Annotated in this window: 15 protein-coding genes, 1 other RNA gene and 1 pseudogene; 13 read left to right on the top strand and 4 right to left on the bottom strand. The window is 34.2% G+C overall.

Annotated features, from left to right (window positions below):
* Window positions 1–69: 69 nt before the first annotated feature.
* Genes ACFSTE_RS19325 through pdxH form a run of 5 tightly spaced genes read left to right on the top strand, consistent with a single transcriptional unit; the run spans window position 70 to window position 3,456 of the window.
* The gene (locus ACFSTE_RS19325) at window positions 70–999 is read left to right on the top strand and encodes an aspartate carbamoyltransferase catalytic subunit (protein ID WP_176030031.1); all 930 of its coding nucleotides are present in this window, start codon (window positions 70–72) and stop codon (window positions 997–999) included.
* A gap of 3 nt (window positions 1,000–1,002) precedes the next feature.
* Window positions 1,003–1,335, top strand: a complete 333-nt coding sequence (locus ACFSTE_RS19320; RefSeq protein WP_176030032.1) for a ribonuclease Z — start codon at window positions 1,003–1,005, stop codon at window positions 1,333–1,335.
* A 39-nt stretch (window positions 1,336–1,374) separates the two neighbouring features.
* Complete coding sequence (locus ACFSTE_RS19315; RefSeq protein ID WP_176030033.1) at window positions 1,375–1,815, top strand: thioredoxin family protein; 441 nt, start codon at window positions 1,375–1,377, stop codon at window positions 1,813–1,815.
* A gap of 46 nt (window positions 1,816–1,861) precedes the next feature.
* On the top strand, window positions 1,862–2,767 hold the full coding sequence (locus ACFSTE_RS19310; RefSeq protein ID WP_176030034.1) for a ribonuclease Z: 906 nt from the start codon (window positions 1,862–1,864) through the stop codon (window positions 2,765–2,767).
* A 41-nt stretch (window positions 2,768–2,808) separates the two neighbouring features.
* Window positions 2,809–3,456, top strand: a complete 648-nt coding sequence (pdxH, locus tag ACFSTE_RS19305) for a pyridoxamine 5'-phosphate oxidase (RefSeq protein ID WP_378255179.1) — start codon at window positions 2,809–2,811, stop codon at window positions 3,454–3,456.
* Here pdxH and ACFSTE_RS19300 read toward each other — a convergent pair.
* On the bottom strand, window positions 3,445–5,691 hold the full coding sequence (locus tag ACFSTE_RS19300) for an OmpA family protein (RefSeq protein ID WP_378255178.1): 2,247 nt from the start codon (window positions 5,689–5,691) through the stop codon (window positions 3,445–3,447). The genes pdxH and ACFSTE_RS19300 overlap by 12 nt on opposite strands.
* A 396-nt stretch (window positions 5,692–6,087) precedes the next feature.
* On the opposite strand from ACFSTE_RS19300, the gene ACFSTE_RS19295 reads away from it, so the two are divergent.
* The 4 genes from ACFSTE_RS19295 (at window position 6,088) to ACFSTE_RS19280 (ending at window position 10,265) form a co-directional block, all read left to right on the top strand.
* Window positions 6,088–6,573: a SixA phosphatase family protein gene (locus tag ACFSTE_RS19295; RefSeq protein ID WP_378255177.1), complete on the top strand. Its 486-nt coding sequence runs from the start codon at window positions 6,088–6,090 to the stop codon at window positions 6,571–6,573.
* A gap of 19 nt (window positions 6,574–6,592) precedes the next feature.
* Window positions 6,593–8,698, top strand: coding sequence for a polyphosphate kinase 1 (gene ppk1, locus ACFSTE_RS19290; protein ID WP_176030038.1), 2,106 nt, complete (start codon window positions 6,593–6,595; stop codon window positions 8,696–8,698).
* Window positions 8,699–8,703: 5 nt separating this feature from the next.
* Complete coding sequence (locus ACFSTE_RS19285; protein ID WP_378255176.1) at window positions 8,704–9,609, top strand: Ppx/GppA phosphatase family protein; 906 nt, start codon at window positions 8,704–8,706, stop codon at window positions 9,607–9,609.
* A gap of 110 nt (window positions 9,610–9,719) precedes the next feature.
* On the top strand, window positions 9,720–10,265 hold the full coding sequence (locus ACFSTE_RS19280) for a porin family protein (RefSeq protein ID WP_176030040.1): 546 nt from the start codon (window positions 9,720–9,722) through the stop codon (window positions 10,263–10,265).
* A gap of 56 nt (window positions 10,266–10,321) precedes the next feature.
* On the opposite strand, the gene ACFSTE_RS19275 is transcribed toward ACFSTE_RS19280, so the two are convergent.
* A complete protein-coding gene (locus tag ACFSTE_RS19275; RefSeq protein ID WP_176030041.1) occupies window positions 10,322–10,975 on the bottom strand; it encodes a Crp/Fnr family transcriptional regulator in 654 nt (217 codons plus the stop codon).
* A 409-nt stretch (window positions 10,976–11,384) separates the two neighbouring features.
* Between ACFSTE_RS19275 and ACFSTE_RS19270 the strand changes: the two genes are divergently transcribed.
* The 3 genes from ACFSTE_RS19270 to ACFSTE_RS19260 all read left to right on the top strand — a co-directional run bounded on the left by ACFSTE_RS19270 (window position 11,385) and on the right by ACFSTE_RS19260 (window position 16,159).
* Window positions 11,385–14,438 carry an amino acid adenylation domain-containing protein gene (locus ACFSTE_RS19270; protein WP_378255175.1) on the top strand — a complete coding sequence of 1,018 codons (3,054 nt, stop codon included), beginning with the start codon at window positions 11,385–11,387 and terminating at the stop codon, window positions 14,436–14,438.
* A gap of 153 nt (window positions 14,439–14,591) precedes the next feature.
* Window positions 14,592–15,377 (top strand): enoyl-CoA hydratase, encoded by a 786-nt coding sequence (locus tag ACFSTE_RS19265; protein WP_176030042.1) that lies wholly within the window; start codon window positions 14,592–14,594, stop codon window positions 15,375–15,377.
* Between the two features lie 59 nt (window positions 15,378–15,436).
* Window positions 15,437–16,159, top strand: a complete 723-nt coding sequence (locus tag ACFSTE_RS19260) for a DUF6733 family protein (RefSeq protein WP_176030043.1) — start codon at window positions 15,437–15,439, stop codon at window positions 16,157–16,159.
* 110 nt (window positions 16,160–16,269) lie between these two features.
* Here ACFSTE_RS19260 and miaE read toward each other — a convergent pair whose 3' ends face one another.
* Both miaE and ACFSTE_RS19250 read right to left on the bottom strand, forming a co-directional pair.
* The gene (gene miaE, locus ACFSTE_RS19255) at window positions 16,270–16,851 is read right to left on the bottom strand and encodes a tRNA-(ms[2]io[6]A)-hydroxylase (protein WP_176030044.1); all 582 of its coding nucleotides are present in this window, start codon (window positions 16,849–16,851) and stop codon (window positions 16,270–16,272) included.
* Window positions 16,852–16,901: 50 nt separating this feature from the next.
* A pseudogene (locus ACFSTE_RS19250) lies at window positions 16,902–18,651 on the bottom strand (DNA polymerase III subunit gamma/tau).
* A gap of 139 nt (window positions 18,652–18,790) precedes the next feature.
* On the opposite strand from ACFSTE_RS19250, the gene rnpB reads away from it, so the two are divergent.
* An RNA gene (gene rnpB / locus ACFSTE_RS19245) (RNase P RNA component class A) lies at window positions 18,791–19,103 on the top strand.
* Window positions 19,104–19,162 lie beyond the last annotated feature (59 nt).

Raw genomic sequence — 19,162 nt, 5'->3', positions numbered from 1 at the left:
GAAAAAGGTTATTTTTATAAGTGATAATGAATGAATAATATCATTTATTGTCGAAAACAATAAAAGAAAATGAGTGAATTAAGTGTAGATCACTTACTGGGAATAAAATACATAACTAAGGAAGATATAGAACTGATCTTCAAAACAGCAGATCATTTCAAGGAAGTTATAAATCGTCCTATTAAAAAAGTTCCCTCACTACGAGATATAACTATTGCAAATTTATTTTTTGAGAATAGTACAAGAACCAGATTATCTTTTGAATTAGCAGAAAAGAGATTATCGGCAGATGTGATTAATTTTTCCGCAGCTTCTTCTTCTGTAAAAAAAGGAGAAACCTTAATTGATACCGTTAATAATATTTTATCAATGAAAGTGGATATGGTGGTCATGAGACATCCAAATCCTGGAGCGGGAATATTTTTATCAAAACATGTGAATGCTAGTATTGTGAATGCAGGAGATGGAGCACATGAACATCCTACACAAGCATTGTTAGACTCTTACTCCATTCGGGAGAAATTAGGAGGAGTAGGAGGGAAAAAAGTAGTAATTGTAGGAGATATTTTGCACTCGAGAGTAGCACTTTCTAATATTTTTGCTTTAAAACTTCAAGGTGCAGAAGTGAAAGTATGTGGTCCTAAGACATTAATCCCGAAATATATTGAAAAATTAGGGGTAACAGTAGAGACAGACCTTAGAAAAGCACTGGAATGGTGTGATGTGGCTAATATGCTACGTGTACAAAATGAACGAATGGAAATTAGTTATTTCCCATCAACCAGAGAATATACACAGCAATTCGGAGTAACAAAAGAACTCCTGAATAGTCTGGATAAAGAGATTGTAATAATGCACCCAGGACCCATCAATCGTGGAGTAGAAATCACGACTGATGTTGCTGATTCGGATCAGGCCATTATATTGGATCAGGTACAGAATGGAGTTGCAGTGAGAATGGCTGTGATTTATCTATTAGCGTCTAAGATTAAACAGTAAAGTATGATTTTTGATAAAAATGGTACTACCACAATAATAACTCAGGAAAAATTAAAAGTAGTCGAGTTTGTAGAAGGAGTAGAGAAAAAATATGATTCTTTTAAAAATGACAATGTAATCATTAACCTATTTTCTATAAATGAAATATCATTGGCTGATATTACAGAGTTTTTAAGAATTTCTAATAAGCACAGAGCATCTAATCGATCGTTTGTTATTGTTACAGATAAGGTGTCTTATAATGAGGTTCCTGAAGAGATAACGGTTGTTCCTACAGTGCAAGAAGCACATGATTTGATAGAAATGGAAGAAATAGAAAGAGATTTGGATTTCTAATATTTGTAATGTTCTTGAGTATTTATCGTCTTATTTACTATGAAAAAAATAGTATTTCTCTTAAGCTTGCTTTTCTTTGGCTATTCCACCACAATAGCTCAAGAATGGTATTATGATATAGAACAAGCAAAAGATCTGGCGAAAGAAAATAACAAGAAAATCTTTCTTCTCTTTACGGGATCAGATTGGTGTCCCCCATGTATTAAGTTGGAGAGACGTGTGCTTAGTGATGAAAATTTTTTGACGTTTGCAGATAAACATTTTATAATGGTGAAGGCAGATTTCCCAAAAAAGAAAAAAAATCGATTATCAGAAAAACAAGAAGAAAAAAATTTTAAACTGGCAGAGCGATATAACAAACGAATGCGATTTCCTGTTATGTTGGTGTTGAATGAAGAAGGAAATGTTTTAGGTGTTACAGGATATAGAAAAACATCGGTAGAACGATATATGAATTTATTAGCCTCCTTTGAAGAATAAGTTCTATATAATACCGAGTAATTATAAATACATAAGAACTTAACCATTGAAACTGACAATACTTGGTTGTTATTCAGCCACCCCAAGAACATTTTCGAACCCGACATCTCAGGTGTTGGAAATAGGAAATCATATCTTTCTTATTGATTGTGGCGAAGGAACTCAGGTAGAATTACGTAAAAAGAAAATAAAGTTCTCCAGGATTAAACATGTTTTTATTTCTCATTTGCATGGAGACCACTTTTATGGATTGGTAGGTCTTGTATCGACATTCAAAATGCTTGGAAGAGAAGCTCCTCTGCATATTTATGGTCCGAAAGGGATAAAAGAGATTATTACATTGCAATTAAAGCTGTCAGATTCATGGACAGATTACCCATTGCATTTTCATGAATTATCCAGTCTTGAATCGGAATTGATTATGGAAGATGAACGGATTGAAGTTTCTACAATACCATTACAACATCGGGTATACTGTAATGGTTTTTTGTTTAAAGAAAAACCGGGAGATCGAAAATTGATTTTGAGTAAAGTGCTTAATTACGATATTGATAAAGCCTATTATAATTCCATAAAAAAAGGAAAAGATGTTGTAATGGATGATGGCAGGGTGATAGCTAATGAAGAGTTGACGACAGATCCGACTCCTATAAAGAGTTATGCGTTCTGTAGTGATACGAAGTATGATGAAAAGAAAGTTCCATTACTCAATCAGGTGACTGCTTTATATCACGAATCTACTTTTTTAGAAAAGCATAAGCACCTGTGTGAGAGAACCGGGCATAGTTCTGCTAAGGAAGCAGCGACTATTGCAAAAAAAGCGTCAATAGGGACGTTAATATTAGGACATTACTCTACTCGATATGATTCAGTAGAACTTTTTAAAGAAGAAGCTAAGGAGATATTTGAAAATGTAGAAGTGGCTGAAGATGGAAAAGAGTTTGAGTTTTGATTCGTTAACTATTAATGTAAAGACAGTAAGCTGTAACTGATATGAACAGAGATTTAACTAACTATCGTCGATCTTATGAAAAAGGATACCTTTTAGAGAAAGATATTCCAGACACTCCATTATTACTTTTTGAACAATGGTTTAAAGAGGTTGAATCGGCAGGTGGAGTAGAAGAAGCAAATGCTATGACAATAACAACTATTGGTCTGGACGGTTTTCCTAAGGCAAGAATTGTTTTGTTAAAACAGTATGATGAAGAAGGGTTTGTCTTTTATACAAATTACAATTCTGAAAAAGGAAAAGCGATGGCTAAAAACAATCAGGTATGTTTATCCTTTTTTTGGCCAAATTTAGAACGACAGGTAATTATCAAGGGAGTTGTGCAAAAGACTACAGAAGAAAAAAGTACAGCGTACTATAGAAGCAGACCAAGGGGAAGTCAATTAGGAGCCTGGGCATCTGACCAAAGTGATAAGATTAAATCCGGTGAATACCTGGAGAAAAAGCTGCGGGAATTCGAAAAACAATTTGATGGTGTTGAAGAATTACCTAAGCCACCTTATTGGGGTGGGTATTGTGTTATGCCTGTATCTTATGAATTTTGGCAGGGAAGACCAAATAGATTGCACGATCGAATTTTGTTTTCAAAAGATGGTAATGATTGGAAAATTGATAGATTATCTCCCTGATATTCCTTTGTTTGTTTTATCAATGTTTTCTACGATAACGAATTCAGACCTTCTGTTTTTTTGATACTCTTCCTCAGAGCAATGCTGTCCATCTCCACAATTATTGGTAGGCTTATTTTCTCCATATCCTCTGTAAGAAATAATACGATCTTTAGAAATTTCCGTATTGATCAAATAATTATAGATTGATTCGGCTCTTTTTTGAGAGAGAATAAGATTATAGTCTTTGTTTCCTCTACTGTCAGAATGAGTCTCTATTTTGATAATCATATCAGGGAATCGTTTCGTCATTACGGTAACTATCCTGTCTAATTCTGTAGCAGCTTTTTCAGTAATGTCCCACTTATCAAAATCAAAATAAATCTCTTTTAAATCAATTAGTTCATTGATTGTTTTAGAGTTTTGAGCGTATTTTACAGGTGATTTCAATGCAGTAGAAGAAGTATTACTATCGTTAGTAATATCTTTTTCGTCCAAACCATCTCCTGAATTTTCGGTGATGTCAGAGGTGTTATTTGACTGATCGCTGGAGCCACCGGTGATAGCAGCATAATTCTTCTGAATATTTTTCTTAGGCAGATTCGCCAGAGATATAGCGTTAGGACAATTTAGATCTCTAATATCAATAGCTAGATTAAATTGATAATAATCAGGAAGATTACACTTATTTATATAGTTGTATCCTTTAGAATATCGTTTCGTATCATTTAAAGAGCCATTAAACTCTGCAATAACAGGTTGATCAGTTACTGTCAGATCATCAATAGAAATTAGATTACTACAATCCGTGTTCAATCTTACTTTATAAGTGATCTCAAATGGATCACTGGTCATTTTTAGCATCTTATCAGGTACTCTGAAGGTAAGATTTTTGGAAACATCATTATAGGAAAATTTAATTCTTTTAGAAGGTAATGTAAGAGATCCTTTTACAAAAGAAACATTCTCTGGAAGAATATCTTTAATGATTGTATTCTTAGCATTGTCATTTCCATCATTATGAATCGTTAGACTATATGTAATTTCTTGATTGGGAGATAACTCATCTGTTGGATAAATAAATTCATTACTGGCAGTGTGTCGAGATCTTTTTACCATATGGATGGCAGGTTCGTAGATTTCTATACTAAATGCAACAGCCATAACAGAATACCCGTCATTATCAGTAAGAAGTCTAAAACCAGCTTTGGATTGATTATTACCAATAATACTGTTTTTTGAATTTTTTATATCAAAAATATCAGCATCGTATCCCAGAGTGTTTTCGCTGGCAGGGACTCTGCTTTTTATATTTTTTCCATTTTCAGTAATATTCGCATTAAAGAAGTTATTCATAGGATTGCTTCCATCTACCAAACTCTTATATTTACCAGTCGCGTGTGAAAGAACCTGGAAACGATCTCCTTTTATTCCTTTGTCTCCTTCATAAGAAATCACACCTATACGGCTGTTAACGGCTCCTTTTGGGATTGTTTGGAAATTATCAAAAGAAAAAGAAACAGGTTTTGCTTTGGCGTCAATATTCACAAAACCATCATATATATAGAAACGCTTTCTTTGTTTTGAATTATCTTCATAAATAACAATCATAGTCCACCCACCAGCAAGACCATTTCCTAAAGCCTTGTCATTATTTTTTTCGGTAGTTGTAGCAGGAATATTAGCTACAGTATATGTCCCAATAGGGCTTTGTAAGGATAAAACCTCTTTAGTAATATCTTTATAACAAGAATACTGTTTGAAGATAGATTTTTCATCTTGGTAATAATCATAGATGACCTGTCCGTTGGAGACCGTGCTATACGCCGTATGTCCCGGGTATTTTATTTTTATAGAAGAAATATCGTGCTCTCTGTTTTTATCAGCGTATGCAGCAGTCCAGTATAAACCAACATGTTTGATTTTTGCACATTCAGAACTTAAAATAAGATCAGCACTACTGGAATTAAAAGTAGAGGCATCATTATCAATATCTATAAACCCCATTCGGAATTGATTGTTTAATCCTCCGTTATTGTAACTTTTATTAGGGTTAAAAACTCCAGATCCATCATCATTGGAAACCTTACCAAGAATCGTATTAGAAACAAAGGTCATATCTCCTTTTAGTGTAAATTCAGTTCTTTTTTCCAAAGGAACTTCCACCTGAGAAAAAACCTGATTACAGCACAATACGCATATAAGGGAATATATGAAGTAGGTTATCGTATTTTGGGGAATCGTAATTTTTGACATCTTTTCCTCTTTTTCCTGTTTTACATTCGCTACCCTAAGATCTACAACGTGAACATGTGAAATTTCTACTGGGGTAAACATCCTTTGTTATAAGGGAAAACCATATTCAAATTTAGACCTAAAAGAGCGATATTTATAAGAAAAAGTAAGTTTTTCGATGTACTATTGTTTTTAATCGATGAAAGGATTTAGGTGTTTAGGTGTCTTACAATCAGTTTTTTATGATTTATTTTTGATTTCTTTATCAGTTTTTTGTTAAAACAGTTATAATTTTTTATAAGAGAAAAGAAATAGCAAAAAATAATTTTTTGTCAATTAAAACTAAGAATTGTAATTCCTAATTATTAAACTTGTAGTTAATAAGAGTAAAAGAAGTAATTTTAAATATGTGGAGTGATGAAAACCTTATATTTGATAAGACATGCAAAATCTTCTTGGGAATTTGACTTGGAGGATCACAAAAGACCATTAAACAGTAGGGGGCTTAAAGATGCTAAACGTATTGGAGAAAAGCTGGAAACTACTGTAAAAATGGTAGATAGAGTACTTTGTAGCACAGCGACGAGAGCAAAACAAACTGCAGAAATTATAACTCCTTACCTAAAAATTAAAGATGAACAAGTGCATTTTGTTCCGGAGTTATATGATTTTAATGGAGCACAAGTGATGAAAGTAATTAAGGAATGTGATAATGAGGTAACTTCATTAATTATCTTTGGACATAATCATGCATTAACCTCGCTTGTTAACCTTCTTGGAAGTCAAATGATTGATAACCTGCCAACAGCAGGGGTTGTGGGAATAGAGTTTGATGTCGACCAATGGGGAAAAATTGATGTAGGAAACATCTTACTTTCTGTTTTTCCAAAACACTTAAGATAATACCTCAAATACGCAAATAATGCAAGAAAATATCGAGAATCAATACATAAATAGAGAATTAAGTTGGTTGCAATTTAATGCCAGAGTACTTCAGGAAGCAGCAGATGAGAGTGTCCCTTTGATTGAACGATTACGGTTTATAGGTATCTTTTCTAATAATCTTGATGAGTTTTTTAAAGTTCGATACGCTACAATAAAAAGAATTGACCAGGCAGGAAAAGATGGTAAAAATGTATTAAAAGGAATTACAGCAAAAGAACTGTTAGATCAAATAACAAAACGAGTAATAAAACAACAGGCAGAAAGCCTTCGTACTATTGAAATAATTAAAGAAAAGCTTAAGGCGCATAATATTTATATCATTAATGAAAATGAAGTAGCTGCGGGACAAGATGGATATATCCGTCATTATTTTGTCAATACGGTAAGCCCCGCATTAGTAACATATATTTTGAATGATCTGGATGAATTTCCTCATCTCAAAGATAGTGTAGCTTATTTGGCAGTAAAACTTGTTCTTAAAGAAAAAATACCTAAAGAAGGGAAGATTTCTAAAATCCTTAACCAAAAAACACAGGAGAAAATATATGCACTTATAGAAATCCCTAAGAATATAGATCGTTTTGTCGTTTTTCCTGAAAAAGATGGGAAACAGTATATTATCATGCTTGATGATTTGATCCGATATTGCCTGCATATAAACTTTAGTATCTTCGATTATAGCAAAGCTACTTCTCATATGATCAAAATAACCAGAGATGCTCAATTGGATTTTGATAATGATCTTAGAAAAAGTTTTATTCAGAAAATATCCAGTAGTGTTAAATCCCGGTTAGATGGGGAACCGGTTCGTTTTGTCTATGATAAAAATATAGATAAAGACACGTTACAATTTCTAATGAATAAAATGGGGATTGGGAGTACAGATAGTATCATTCCGGGAGGAAGATATCACAACCGGCGTGATTATATGAGTTTTCCGGATTTGAATAAGCAAGAATTACTCTATAAAAAATTACCTCCGATAGAAATCCCTGGACTAAGTTTGCAAGGAAGTTTACTGGATAAAATTGCAAAAAAAGACTATTTACAATATACGCCATATCACACTTTTTTTTACACGATTAAATTCTTACGGGAGTCAGCAATTGACCCCAAGGTTAAAACAATTAAGATTACCATTTATCGATTAGCTAATATATCACATATAGCCAGTGCTTTGATTAATGCTGCAAAAAATGGGAAAAATGTCATTGTTCAAATAGAATTACAGGCTCGGTTTGATGAAGAAGCTAATATCAGATACGCAGAGCAAATGCAACGGGCAGGAGTAGATATTATATTTGGTATAAAAGGATTAAAAGTACATTGCAAAGTATGTATTATAGAAAGAGAAGAGAAAGGAAAATTAAAACGATATGGATTTATAAGTACAGGAAACTTTAATGAATCTACTGCTAAACTCTATACTGATTATACGTTATTTACAGCACATGAAGGTATCCTGAAGGATGTCAATAAAGTTTTCAAGTTTTTTGAAATTAATTACAAAGTAAATAGATATAAACACATTTTAGTTTCTCCCCATTACACGAGATCTTCCTTATATAAGCTGATCAATAAAGAAATCAGACACGCCAGAGAAGGAAAAAAAGCAGGGATAAAGCTCAAATTAAATAGCTTGAGTGATTATGATATGATTGATAAGCTATACGAAGCAAGTAATGCAGGTGTAAAAATTGATATTATTGTTCGGGGAATATGTTGTTTGGTTCCAGGAGTAGAAGGTATGAGCGAGAATATACGAGCAATTAGTGTAGTAGATAAATTTCTGGAACATTCTAGGTTGTATGTTTTTGATAATGATGAGGAAACCAAAGTATATATATCTTCTGCAGACTGGATGACCCGGAATTTAGATCGTAGGGTAGAAATAGCATGTCCTATCTATGATGAAGATATCAAAAAAGAACTTATGGATTCTTTTTCAATATGCTGGGATGATAATGTAAAAGCGAGAAAACTTTATGAACAGCAGGATAATGCATATATTAGAAACGATAAAGTAAAAGTAAGATCGCAGATTGCGACATATGATTATTATTTAGAAAAATTAGGAAAATAAGTATTTTGTTGACTATAGAAAAATATGGAGCCATCGATATAGGTTCTAATGCCGTGAGATTATTGATTAATAGTGTCAAGGAGGAGGAAGGAAAAGAGCCTAAATTTAAAAAAATAAGTTTAGTAAGAGTCCCTATTCGTTTGGGAGCAGATGTGTTTTCTACCAAAAAAGTATCTGATGAAAATATAGACAGAATGATTGATACAATGATGGCGTATCATTTATTGATGAAAACACATAAAGTAGCAGCCTATAAAGCTTGTGCAACTTCGGCGATGAGAGAAGCAGTTAATGGAAAAGAAGTCGTAGCAGCGATCAAAGAAAAGACAGGAATTCATATTGACATTATTGATGGCAAAGAAGAAGCGGCTATCATAGCGATGACTGAACTAAAAGATTTAATAAGTTCAGAAGGAGCATACCTATATGTAGATGTAGGAGGAGGAAGTACCGAGTTTACAGTGTATTTTGAAGGAAAAACAGTGGCTTCCAAATCATTCAAGTTAGGAACGATTCGTCTGTTAAACAATTTGGTAAGTGAAGAGGTATGGAAGGAAGTAGCCACCTGGATAACACAATATACAGCATCGTTTGATGAGATATCATTAATAGGATCAGGGGGAAATATCAATAATATTTTTAAGAATAGTGGAAAGAGTAATGGGAAACCACTATCGTTTTTATACCTCAGTTCATATTATAAATTATTGAAATCAATGACCTATGAAGAACGAATAAGAACCCTGAATCTTAATCAGGATAGAGCCGATGTAATTGTACCGGCAGCTCAAATTTATTTATCGGCAATGAAATGGAGTGGAGCAGCTCAGGTGTATGTTCCAAAAATAGGATTGTCAGATGGGATTATTCGTACACTTCATTTTGAGAAGATGAAAAGCATTAAAAACTAAAAAGGTACCGTTGGTCGATTTCGATTACTTTTTTTCATAGTTTAAATTATTTTCTTAACTTAAATCATCGTTTCTTAGTAGAATCTAAACTAACCAGTAAAAATACAATTATGAATAAACGAATATGTAGTATGTTTTTGTTTTTAATCTTTGGGTTAATAACGACGTATGCGCAAGAGTCAAGTTATGGAATACGGATGGGGGTTAATGTTAGTTCAATAAACTCCAGTGAGCTTCCTGAAAACCTGGAAGATGGCAGAGTAGGGGTTGTAGTCGGTTTTTTAGCAGATTTCCCTTTAAAAGGTAAATTGAGCTTTCAGCCAGAATTACAATATTCATCTCAGGGTAACAAAGATGAACGTTTACAACTTAATTATATCAATATGCCATTGCTATTGAAATATAATATTACTGAGTTTTTGAATATTCAGGCAGGACCATTAGCAGGGATAAAAATATGGGAATGGGAAAACAATGATAACTATAAGACCTTTGATTTCTCTGCCGTTGGTGGTATTGGGGTGAATGTAACAGAAAATATTTTTGTAGACCTGCGATATATTCATGGATTATCTGATGTATTTGATGACAAAGGAGGACTTACCTTCGAAGGAAATAATCAAGTGTTCCAAATTGCATTAGGATATAGAATGTAATTGAGAGGTATAATAAGATATAAGAAGCACTATTTCACTACGAAATAGTGCTTTTTTTATGCTCTAAAACAAGGCTTGTGATTCGTCAAAAAGCGCTTAGTAAGGATAATTTGCTTTTTGCGATATTGCAACAGTGATTTTTCTTTTAATTTATTGATAATGTTGTTTGCAGTAACCCTTGAAATCCTCATATAGTTAGCAAGGTCATCCTGATTGAAAGGAGAATTAATGATTACATTATTCGTATAAGGACACTGATAGCCGAATTTGTCTTTTAATTCTATTAATACCTGAACCAATCTTTGATAAGCAGATCGTATAATTAATACTCGTATCCTATTTTCAATTTCATTGTACTCTTCTTTTAATATATGTAATAAATCATTCTGAAGATTACTGTCTTCAGTAACCATCTCATAGATCGTATTAATATCAAACATGTAGATGGTCGTATTATTATTAATTGATTCCGAAGTAAATGAAGAATATCGATCTCCAAACAATGCATTAACTCCAAATATCTGACTCTTATTAAGAAGGACAGGGATGATTTCTTCTCCCTTTTCTGTAAGTAAACTTATTTTTACAGCTCCTTCTTTTATAAGGTATAGTTTGTTCGAAGCTCTTTCCTTATTATTAATGATTTCATTCTCACTATAAGTGCTGGACTTATAGCTTCCTTTAGTTATAAGCACGTTAAATAATTCCATAATTTTTTGAACCCTATGTATTACAATTATAGAATTATAACTTTTTTTTATTGTTAATATTATTTTTTTAGAGTGTAAAAATTTAATTTTCCATAATTTTTTATGAGTTTAAATAAGGTTTTACCATAATCTTAATACTTTTTAACTTTATTTTTGTAGTCTGCATATGAAATATAAAATTCTTGTATTGTTAGAAATTTTATATTAAAAAAAGTAATGTCAATCTAAGTTTGGCTTATGTAAATAAGTTTAAAACAATACTAAAAAAACTATCACGACATTATGAACCACACAAACTCAAACTTAAGAACGGCTTATGACAAAGAGAAAAAACCAAATTCTCTTTTAGAAAAAACAATTGTAAACATCGTATTCAGTTTAATGTAATCAGTTTTTCAATCTATACGATATGGAAACGATTACATCTCGTGTTACTTCTGGAGCAGGAGTACACGAAAACCAGGGTATTTTATCCAAAATTCCCGGTAATACTTTTTCGCGTTCAACAATTTCTCATTTAAGTTTATTAGATCAACATCTTTTTCAAAGATTTGGACAAGGACCGATTACACAAGTTCCTTATAGGTGTATGCACCATGCATTTGAAGCTCAGGTGTTAGCAAACCCTACAGCAATTGCTGCGGCACATAAGGATCAGGAAATCACCTATGAAGATTTGAACAATCAGGCGAATATGCTTGCGGCGGAATTAATTGACAAAGGAGTAAAACCAGGAGATAACGTAGGGGTTTTTGTTCAGCGTTCTATTCCTATGCTTGTAGGGATTTTGGCAACTCTTAAAGTTGGAGCAGCCTATGCTCCCCAGCATATAGGAGTCGCCCCGGAAGAACAATTACGATATGTAATGGACTCAGCTTCCATCCAATGTATACTAACAATATCAGAGTTTCAGCATTTGGTTCCCAAACAAGAAAACGGGGTGCAAATTGTAATAGATACGTTTTTGAAATCTGCAAAGACAAAAAAGAAATCGTATCAAAACCCTGATATAGAAGTTTCCGGAGATCATGTTTGTTACATCATTTTTACCTCAGGAACGACAGGTATGCCTAATGGAGTACTGGTGACACATAAAAATGCATGTAATATACTTTTAACAGATCCGGGAAATTTAGGCATGAGACCAGGGCTTAAAGTAGGACAAATTTTAAGTATCGCCTTTGATATGTCTGTATGGGAGATTCTAGGGTGTTTAGGAAATGGAGCTACTCTGGTAATCAGAGGAAAAAACATCCAGGAAACGGTGAGTAAAGTAGATATTGTAATTTCTACCCCAACAATATTGAGTTCTTTAGATGTATCGCTTTGCAAAAATGTTCGCGTAGCCGCAGTAGCAGGAGAACCGTGTCCAAGAGTTCTTGCCGAAAAATGGAGTGCATTTTGTGCTTTTTATAATTCATGCGGACCTACTGAAGTGACTATTATTAATACTGCACAACGCTTTTTTCCTACAGATGATGTCTTATCTATAGGGAAACCAACTCCTAATAATACAGTGTATATCCTGGATGAAAACATGAAACCATGCGCTATTGGCGAAATTGGAGAAATGTGGGCAGGAGGAGATTGTGTATCTGCAGGATATATTAATAATGAGGAATTGAATAAGACAAGATATGCAGATGATCCTTTTTTAGGAAATGGACGAAAAATGTTTAGAACACGAGATCTTGGAAAATGGACTTCTGATGGAGAGTTAGAGCATTTTGGGAGAACAGACGATCAGGTAAAAATATGTGGATTTAGAGTAGAATTAGATTCAGTATCCTCAATAATAGAAAAAATGCCTGAATGTAAGCGGGCGGTAACCCTGAAGGTTGATAACCGTACACTAGCTTCTTTTGTTAGTCCGAAAGAAATGGATATAGAGGCAGTAAAGAAAGAAGTCGCAGGAGCCCTGCCTTACTATTGTGTCCCGGAAATTGTTATTCCTATGGATGAACTCCCAAAAACCGGAAGAGGAAAAATAGACAAGCGTCTATTGTTGAAACAAATAGAAAATAATAAAGAAAATACAGTAATAAATTCAACTAAAAAACCAGAGGTGATTACCGAAGTAAAGAATAACGTACATACTGAGAAAAAATACAAAGAAGAAAGTATCCCCGATCTTTCTTTAGTAGAATTGCCTCCGCAACAAAATGCCTGGAAAAGAGCATGGAAGGGAGAAACTTTAATGCATTATTACAGGTTGATGGTTTTGGCATTTTTGGTGAATATCGGGATCATAATTTATGGAGCTACCTCCGGAGATTGGTGGAACCCTGAAGCCCTTCGATTGGATCTACTGTCTAAAATGGCAATTACCAATTTTACGATAGGAATTCTCATGCGGCAGCAATACATTATCAACTTTTTGTTCTGGGTTGCTACCAGTATTCCTACTTCCTGGCCGCTTTCCATTCGTAGAAGAGCCGGAAAAGTATATCACTTTGGAGGATTGCATATCGGAGGAACAGTTAGTGGTACATTATGGTTTATCCTATTTGTAGGTTCTCTGTATTATGAGTTTTTTAATGGAGCCAGTCAGGTAGCTAAGAGTATTCCGTTATTATGGGTGACAACTACATTATCTGCCTTACTTGTATTCATTATCATCATGGCATTACCAAAATTACGTGCTAAATTCCATAATAGTTTTGAACAAGTACATCGCTTTGGAGGATGGTCTGCCTTATTTTTATTCTGGGTACAAACACTGGTTTTTCTCGGAGTCAATGCAGAAGAGCAAACAATATTTCAGGCTGTTGTAGATTCGTATAGCTTTTGGTTATTAGTCGTAATTACAGTAAGTATTGCGTTGCCTTGGTTGCGATTAAAAAAGGTAAAAGTAGATATGACGAGACCTTCTAATCATGTCGTATTGGCACGATTTAATTATGGAACAACTCCTTTTGCAGGTTCATCAACTACAATTAGTAGAAGTCCATTAATGGAATGGCACGCTTTTGCGAATGTACCGGAACCAGGGAGAGATGGTTTTAGATTAACTATTTCCAGAGCAGGTGACTGGACAGGAGATCTAATTGATGATTTACCAGAACATGTATGGGTAAAAGGAATTACCACCGCAGGAGTTGGAAATATAGATCAATTATTCAAAAAAGTAGTATGGGTTGCAACAGGGAGTGGAATAGGACCTTGTTTACCACATATGCTTTCTCAAGAAGTTCCATCTCGATTGGTATGGGCTACCAGAAACCCAAGAAAGACCTATGGAAATGAATTAGTTGATGAAATTCTGGAAGTACAGCCGGATGCTATTATCTGGAATACAGATACTGAAGGAAAACCAGATATGGTCAAATTAGCGTATAAAGCATATAAAGACTTTGGAGCAGAAGCAGTTATATGTATATCGAATAAGAAACTGACCTGGCAAGTAGTTTACGGAATGGAGAGTAGAGGAATCCCTGCTTATGGAGCTATTTGGGATTCATAAATCAAGAGATTTCTTTTACTAAACAAATCGTCGATTTTCCTATCGAGAAGCAGCTCGAAAAAATCCAAATAAAAGAATAAATAATAGCATAAGTAATTGCGACAGGTATCTATCTAACGTACCCTGGGATTGCTATGCATAAAAAAAATAAAAATGAATATAAAAGTAGAAAAAGAAAGGAGGGTGGTCATTATTACACTGGACAGACCCCAAGCATTGAATGCTTTGAATACTCCTTTGATGAATGAATTAGTTGCAGTAATGCAACAATATGACAAAGATCCAGAAGTAGGTTGTTTTGTTGTTACAGGATCAGAAAAAGCATTTGCGGCAGGAGCAGATATAAAAGAAATGAATACAAAAACATACCTGGATATGTTTCATGAAGATTATTTCGCCGGATGGGAGCAGTTTACTGCAATCCGAACTCCAAAAATTGCAGCTGTTTCCGGATATGCCTTAGGTGGAGGATGTGAGTTAGCCATGATGTGTGATATTATATATGCATCAGATTCTGCCAAATTTGGACAACCGGAAATTAAGCTGGGAGTAATTCCTGGTATTGGAGGAACGCAGCGTCTTACAAAATCTATTGGCAAAGCAAAAGCAATGGATATGATCTTAACAGGAAGAATGATGGGAGCAGAAGAAGCAGAAAGTGCAGGTCTGGTTGCTAAGATTTTTCCCAAGGAAACCTTGCTAGAAGAAGTAAAATCGATCGCAGATAATATTGCTTCATATAGTAAAACCTCTGTTATGATTGCCAAAGAAGCTGTTGACAGAGCACTGGAAATGGGGCTTAGAGAAGGAATCCTGTATGAAAGGAGAGTCTTTCATGCATTATTTGCTACAGAAGATCAAAAAGAAGGAATGCAAGCTTTTATAGAGAAAAGAACACCAAGTTTTGGTAAAAGCCCAGTAAGCAATACTTCTTATTAAGTATAAATCACAAACATTTTTTTAAACCATTAAAATTTAATTATAAATAAAAACTAATCATGAAAAAGATTTTAATCATCACATTAACACTATTTACTTTTTGTTCATACGCTCAGGAAAAGAAAGAAAAGAAAAAAGCAACGTTCGCTACAAAAATTATCCAGAATAGTGTTGCAGGTTTTTCTCCTATCTTTTTTGGAAGTTTTGAAACCAATAAGAATTTTGATATTACTATTTATAGTGTTTTTTGGACAAACACGTCTTTTGGTAATCCGGATGCAGGAAGTGATTTATTACTAGAAACTGGTATCGGATTAGGTTTTAAGTTATTGGATAACCATATGTTTTTGAATCCTAGTATTGGATTTGGACATGGTAAATTCTTTTCAGATAATAAGGCAACACAAGTTGGAGAGGGGATTATCCCTAATGTATATATGGCATATAACAAAGGACTACTGGACTTTGAAGGGTATGTCGCATATTATAAATCATTAAGAGATAAGTCATCGATCAACACAAAAGATTATTTTCTTCACTGGTTAGCCCCTGGGATCAACGTTAGTGATCGTTTAGTATTGGGCGCTTTTTATGAATCCTTAGGGATAACAAATCAGGAAAATAATGCAGATGATTTACAGATTTATAGATTCTTTGGAGGATCTGTAAAGCTTAAATTTGATAAAGGCATCGCATTTAGACTTTCGGCAGGGGCAAACCTGGATACTGATATAGGTGATTGGGATGAATTCTATAAAGTATCTGCTTTTATTCCTCTGTAACGTATTCTTATGCGTGTTAATTTATTCTTTTCTTAAAGAATGGAAGAGGCTACCAATCGGTAGCCTTTTTTTATTTCAATAGAGTATCAACAAACACTACTTCATGTAGGTTAACCGTGGACCGTTTCTTTAGTTCCTAGGTTCTTCATGATTTCTGCTTCATACGTAAGAAGATCCTGCCATTTTTTATCTACTTCAGTACGATCACCATATTTTCGAGCAAAATTCAAAAACATAGTATAGTGGTTTGCTTCACTAACCATTAGCTTCTTATAGAATTCACGGAGCTCTTTATCTTCTAGTTTTTTTGATAATAACCTGAAACGCTCACAGCTTCTAGCTTCTATAAGAGCTGCATAAAGAAGTCTGTGAACAAGCTGGGTAGTCCGGCTGCCTCCTTTGGGGAAAAATTTCAGCAATTGAATAACATAATCGTCTTTTCGGTCTCTGCCTAGAACAAGTCCTCTTTCCAGGATTCTGTCATGCACCATCTGAAAATGACTAATTTCTTCTTTTACCAGTTTTACCATTTCCTGGACAAGTTCTGTGTATTCTGGGAAACTGACAATTAGTGATATTGCTGTAGAAGTGGCTTTTTGTTCACAAAAAGCATGATCAGTAAGAATTTCCTCAATGTTTTTTTCTACAATGTTAACCCATCTGGGGTCTGTTGGAAGTTTTAAACCTAACATTCTTTTCTTTTTTATATGGATACAGATCGGAAAGTGTGCGTGAGAAAAGATTAAATATCAAGATCAAATATGGATCTCAATTTATCAATCAATGGATTCTTTTCTCGTAGTTTTTCGTATTTGTCCTGAGGTGTAAAAGCATATCTTTTTGCCTCAGCTTCATTTACTGTTATAATTAATTCGATACTGTAATTTCTTAGTTTTTTGTAAAGATACTGCAATAATCCAGATTGAGCAGCTTCGAGATCTTCCTTCATAGAATAGTTCGGAAGTGTAAGGTGTATTTCTTTCCCTTGTAAAGTTGGCGTATTCATAGCGAACATAGACCCGACGATTCGTTCTCCTTTTTTATCTTGTAATTGACCATAATGTTTCCAGCATTTAATCATTTCTTCTTCTGTGAAATCTTCATATGGAAGGTTACTCGGGTCAATTACCTCTTCTTGCTTATTAAGGATATGTTCCTTTTTTTGTCGGATACTGTTAAGAGAAAGCCCGGATGATTTTCTGTCTTTTCTGTTTAGTAATGGAACTTTTATTTCAGGTGTTGGAGGAGAAACTGTTTTTACTTCGGTACTGTCCTCAGAAGAAACTTTATTTTCTGTAGAAGGTGCAGTGGTGGTGTGCTCAGGATCCGCTTTCTGTTTTGCTGTAGATGAACTTTTTTCTATTTCCCCATTTCTGAAAAAAGAAGGAGGAATTATATATGGCTGGTTCCTACGTATTTTTTTTTTCTCCATCCTGAGGGTTCAAGATAGAGGCTAATTGCATGAGGCATAATTCTACGAGCAATCGTTGATTTCTACTCGATTTATATTTTAAATCACAATCATTGGCAAGATCAATTCCTCGAATCAAAAAGGGGTGAGGAGCTTTTTGTGATTGTTCCTGATATTTAGCTTTGGTTTGTTCTCCTACTTCTAATAATTGAATGGTAGCTGGATTTTTGCAAACTAATAAATCTCTGAAGTGAGAAGCTAAACCGGCAATAAAATGATGCCCGTCAAATCCCTGAGATAAAATATGATTGAATGTTAGTAGTAGGTTAGGAATATCATTAGAAAGGATAAGATCAGTAACTTTGAAATAAGTTTCGTAGTCTAAAACATTCAGGTTTTCAGTTACCGCTTGTCTGGTGAGGTTTTTTCCACTAAAACTGACGACTCTGTCAAAAATAGATAATGCATCTCTCATAGCACCATCTGCTTTTTGAGCAATTATCTGCAAAGCATCTTCATCTGCTTCGATTCCTTCTCTTTTTGCTACTTCCATTAAATGCATCTTAGCATCAGTAACTGTGATTCTTTTGAAATCAAATATTTGACACCGGGATAGAATGGTAGGAATTATTTTATGCTTTTCTGTTGTAGCTAAAATAAAAATAGCATGTTTAGGAGGTTCCTCCAGAGTTTTTAGAAAAGCATTAAAAGCAGCCTGAGATAACATATGTACCTCATCAATGATATATACTTTATATTTTCCAACCTGAGGAGGAATACGAACCTGGTCTATAAGACTTCGTATATCATCTACAGAGTTGTTAGAAGCAGCATCTAGCTCGAAAATATTAAAGGCAAAATCTTCATCCGGATTTTCATTACCATCCTGATTAATTGTTTTTGCCAGAATTCGGGCACAAGAAGTTTTTCCAACTCCTCTCGGACCTGTAAATAGTAGAGCTTGTGCCAAATGGTTATTGTCTATAGCATTTAGTAGCGTATTGGTTATAGCCTGTTGCCCCACAACATCCTTAAATGTTTGGGGTCTGTATTTACGTGCTGATACTATAAAGTGTTCCATCGCTACAAAGTTAAAAATTGATTGCAAAAAATAAATTTAGCACACTATATTTTCTAGCGAGTTATTAACAGTGTTGGTATTTTGCATAAAGATTTACAGGATCGTCGTCTGATTTTATGTAATTATACTATTTTTGCGCCATGCAGATCACCTTATCGCTGTTCTGATGCTTCAGAAGAGAGGAAAGTCCGGACACCATAGCGCAGTATAGCGGGTAACGCCCGTCCGTCGAAAGACGAGGACAAGTGCAACAGAAAGAATGTACAGGTAATGCTGTAGTGAAATCAGGTAAACTCTATATGGTGCAACGTCATGTATACCGACTTTTAAGGGTTGCGCGCCCGATGTCGGAGGGTAGGCGGTTGGAGTTAACAAGTAATTGTTAATCTAGATAAATGATAAGGAGCTTTATTAATAAAGTTACAGAATCCGGCTTATGATCTGCTTTTATTTTTTTGAATATATAAAAAGAGGCTGCCTACACAGACAGCCTCTTTTTTCTTTCCTAACA

Origin of the sequence: Aquimarina hainanensis, assembly GCF_042684685.1 — a bacterium.
In the GTDB taxonomy this organism is placed as follows: Bacteria; Bacteroidota; Bacteroidia; order Flavobacteriales; family Flavobacteriaceae; genus Aquimarina; species Aquimarina hainanensis.
This window is presented reverse-complemented; position numbering and strand designations above follow the sequence as displayed.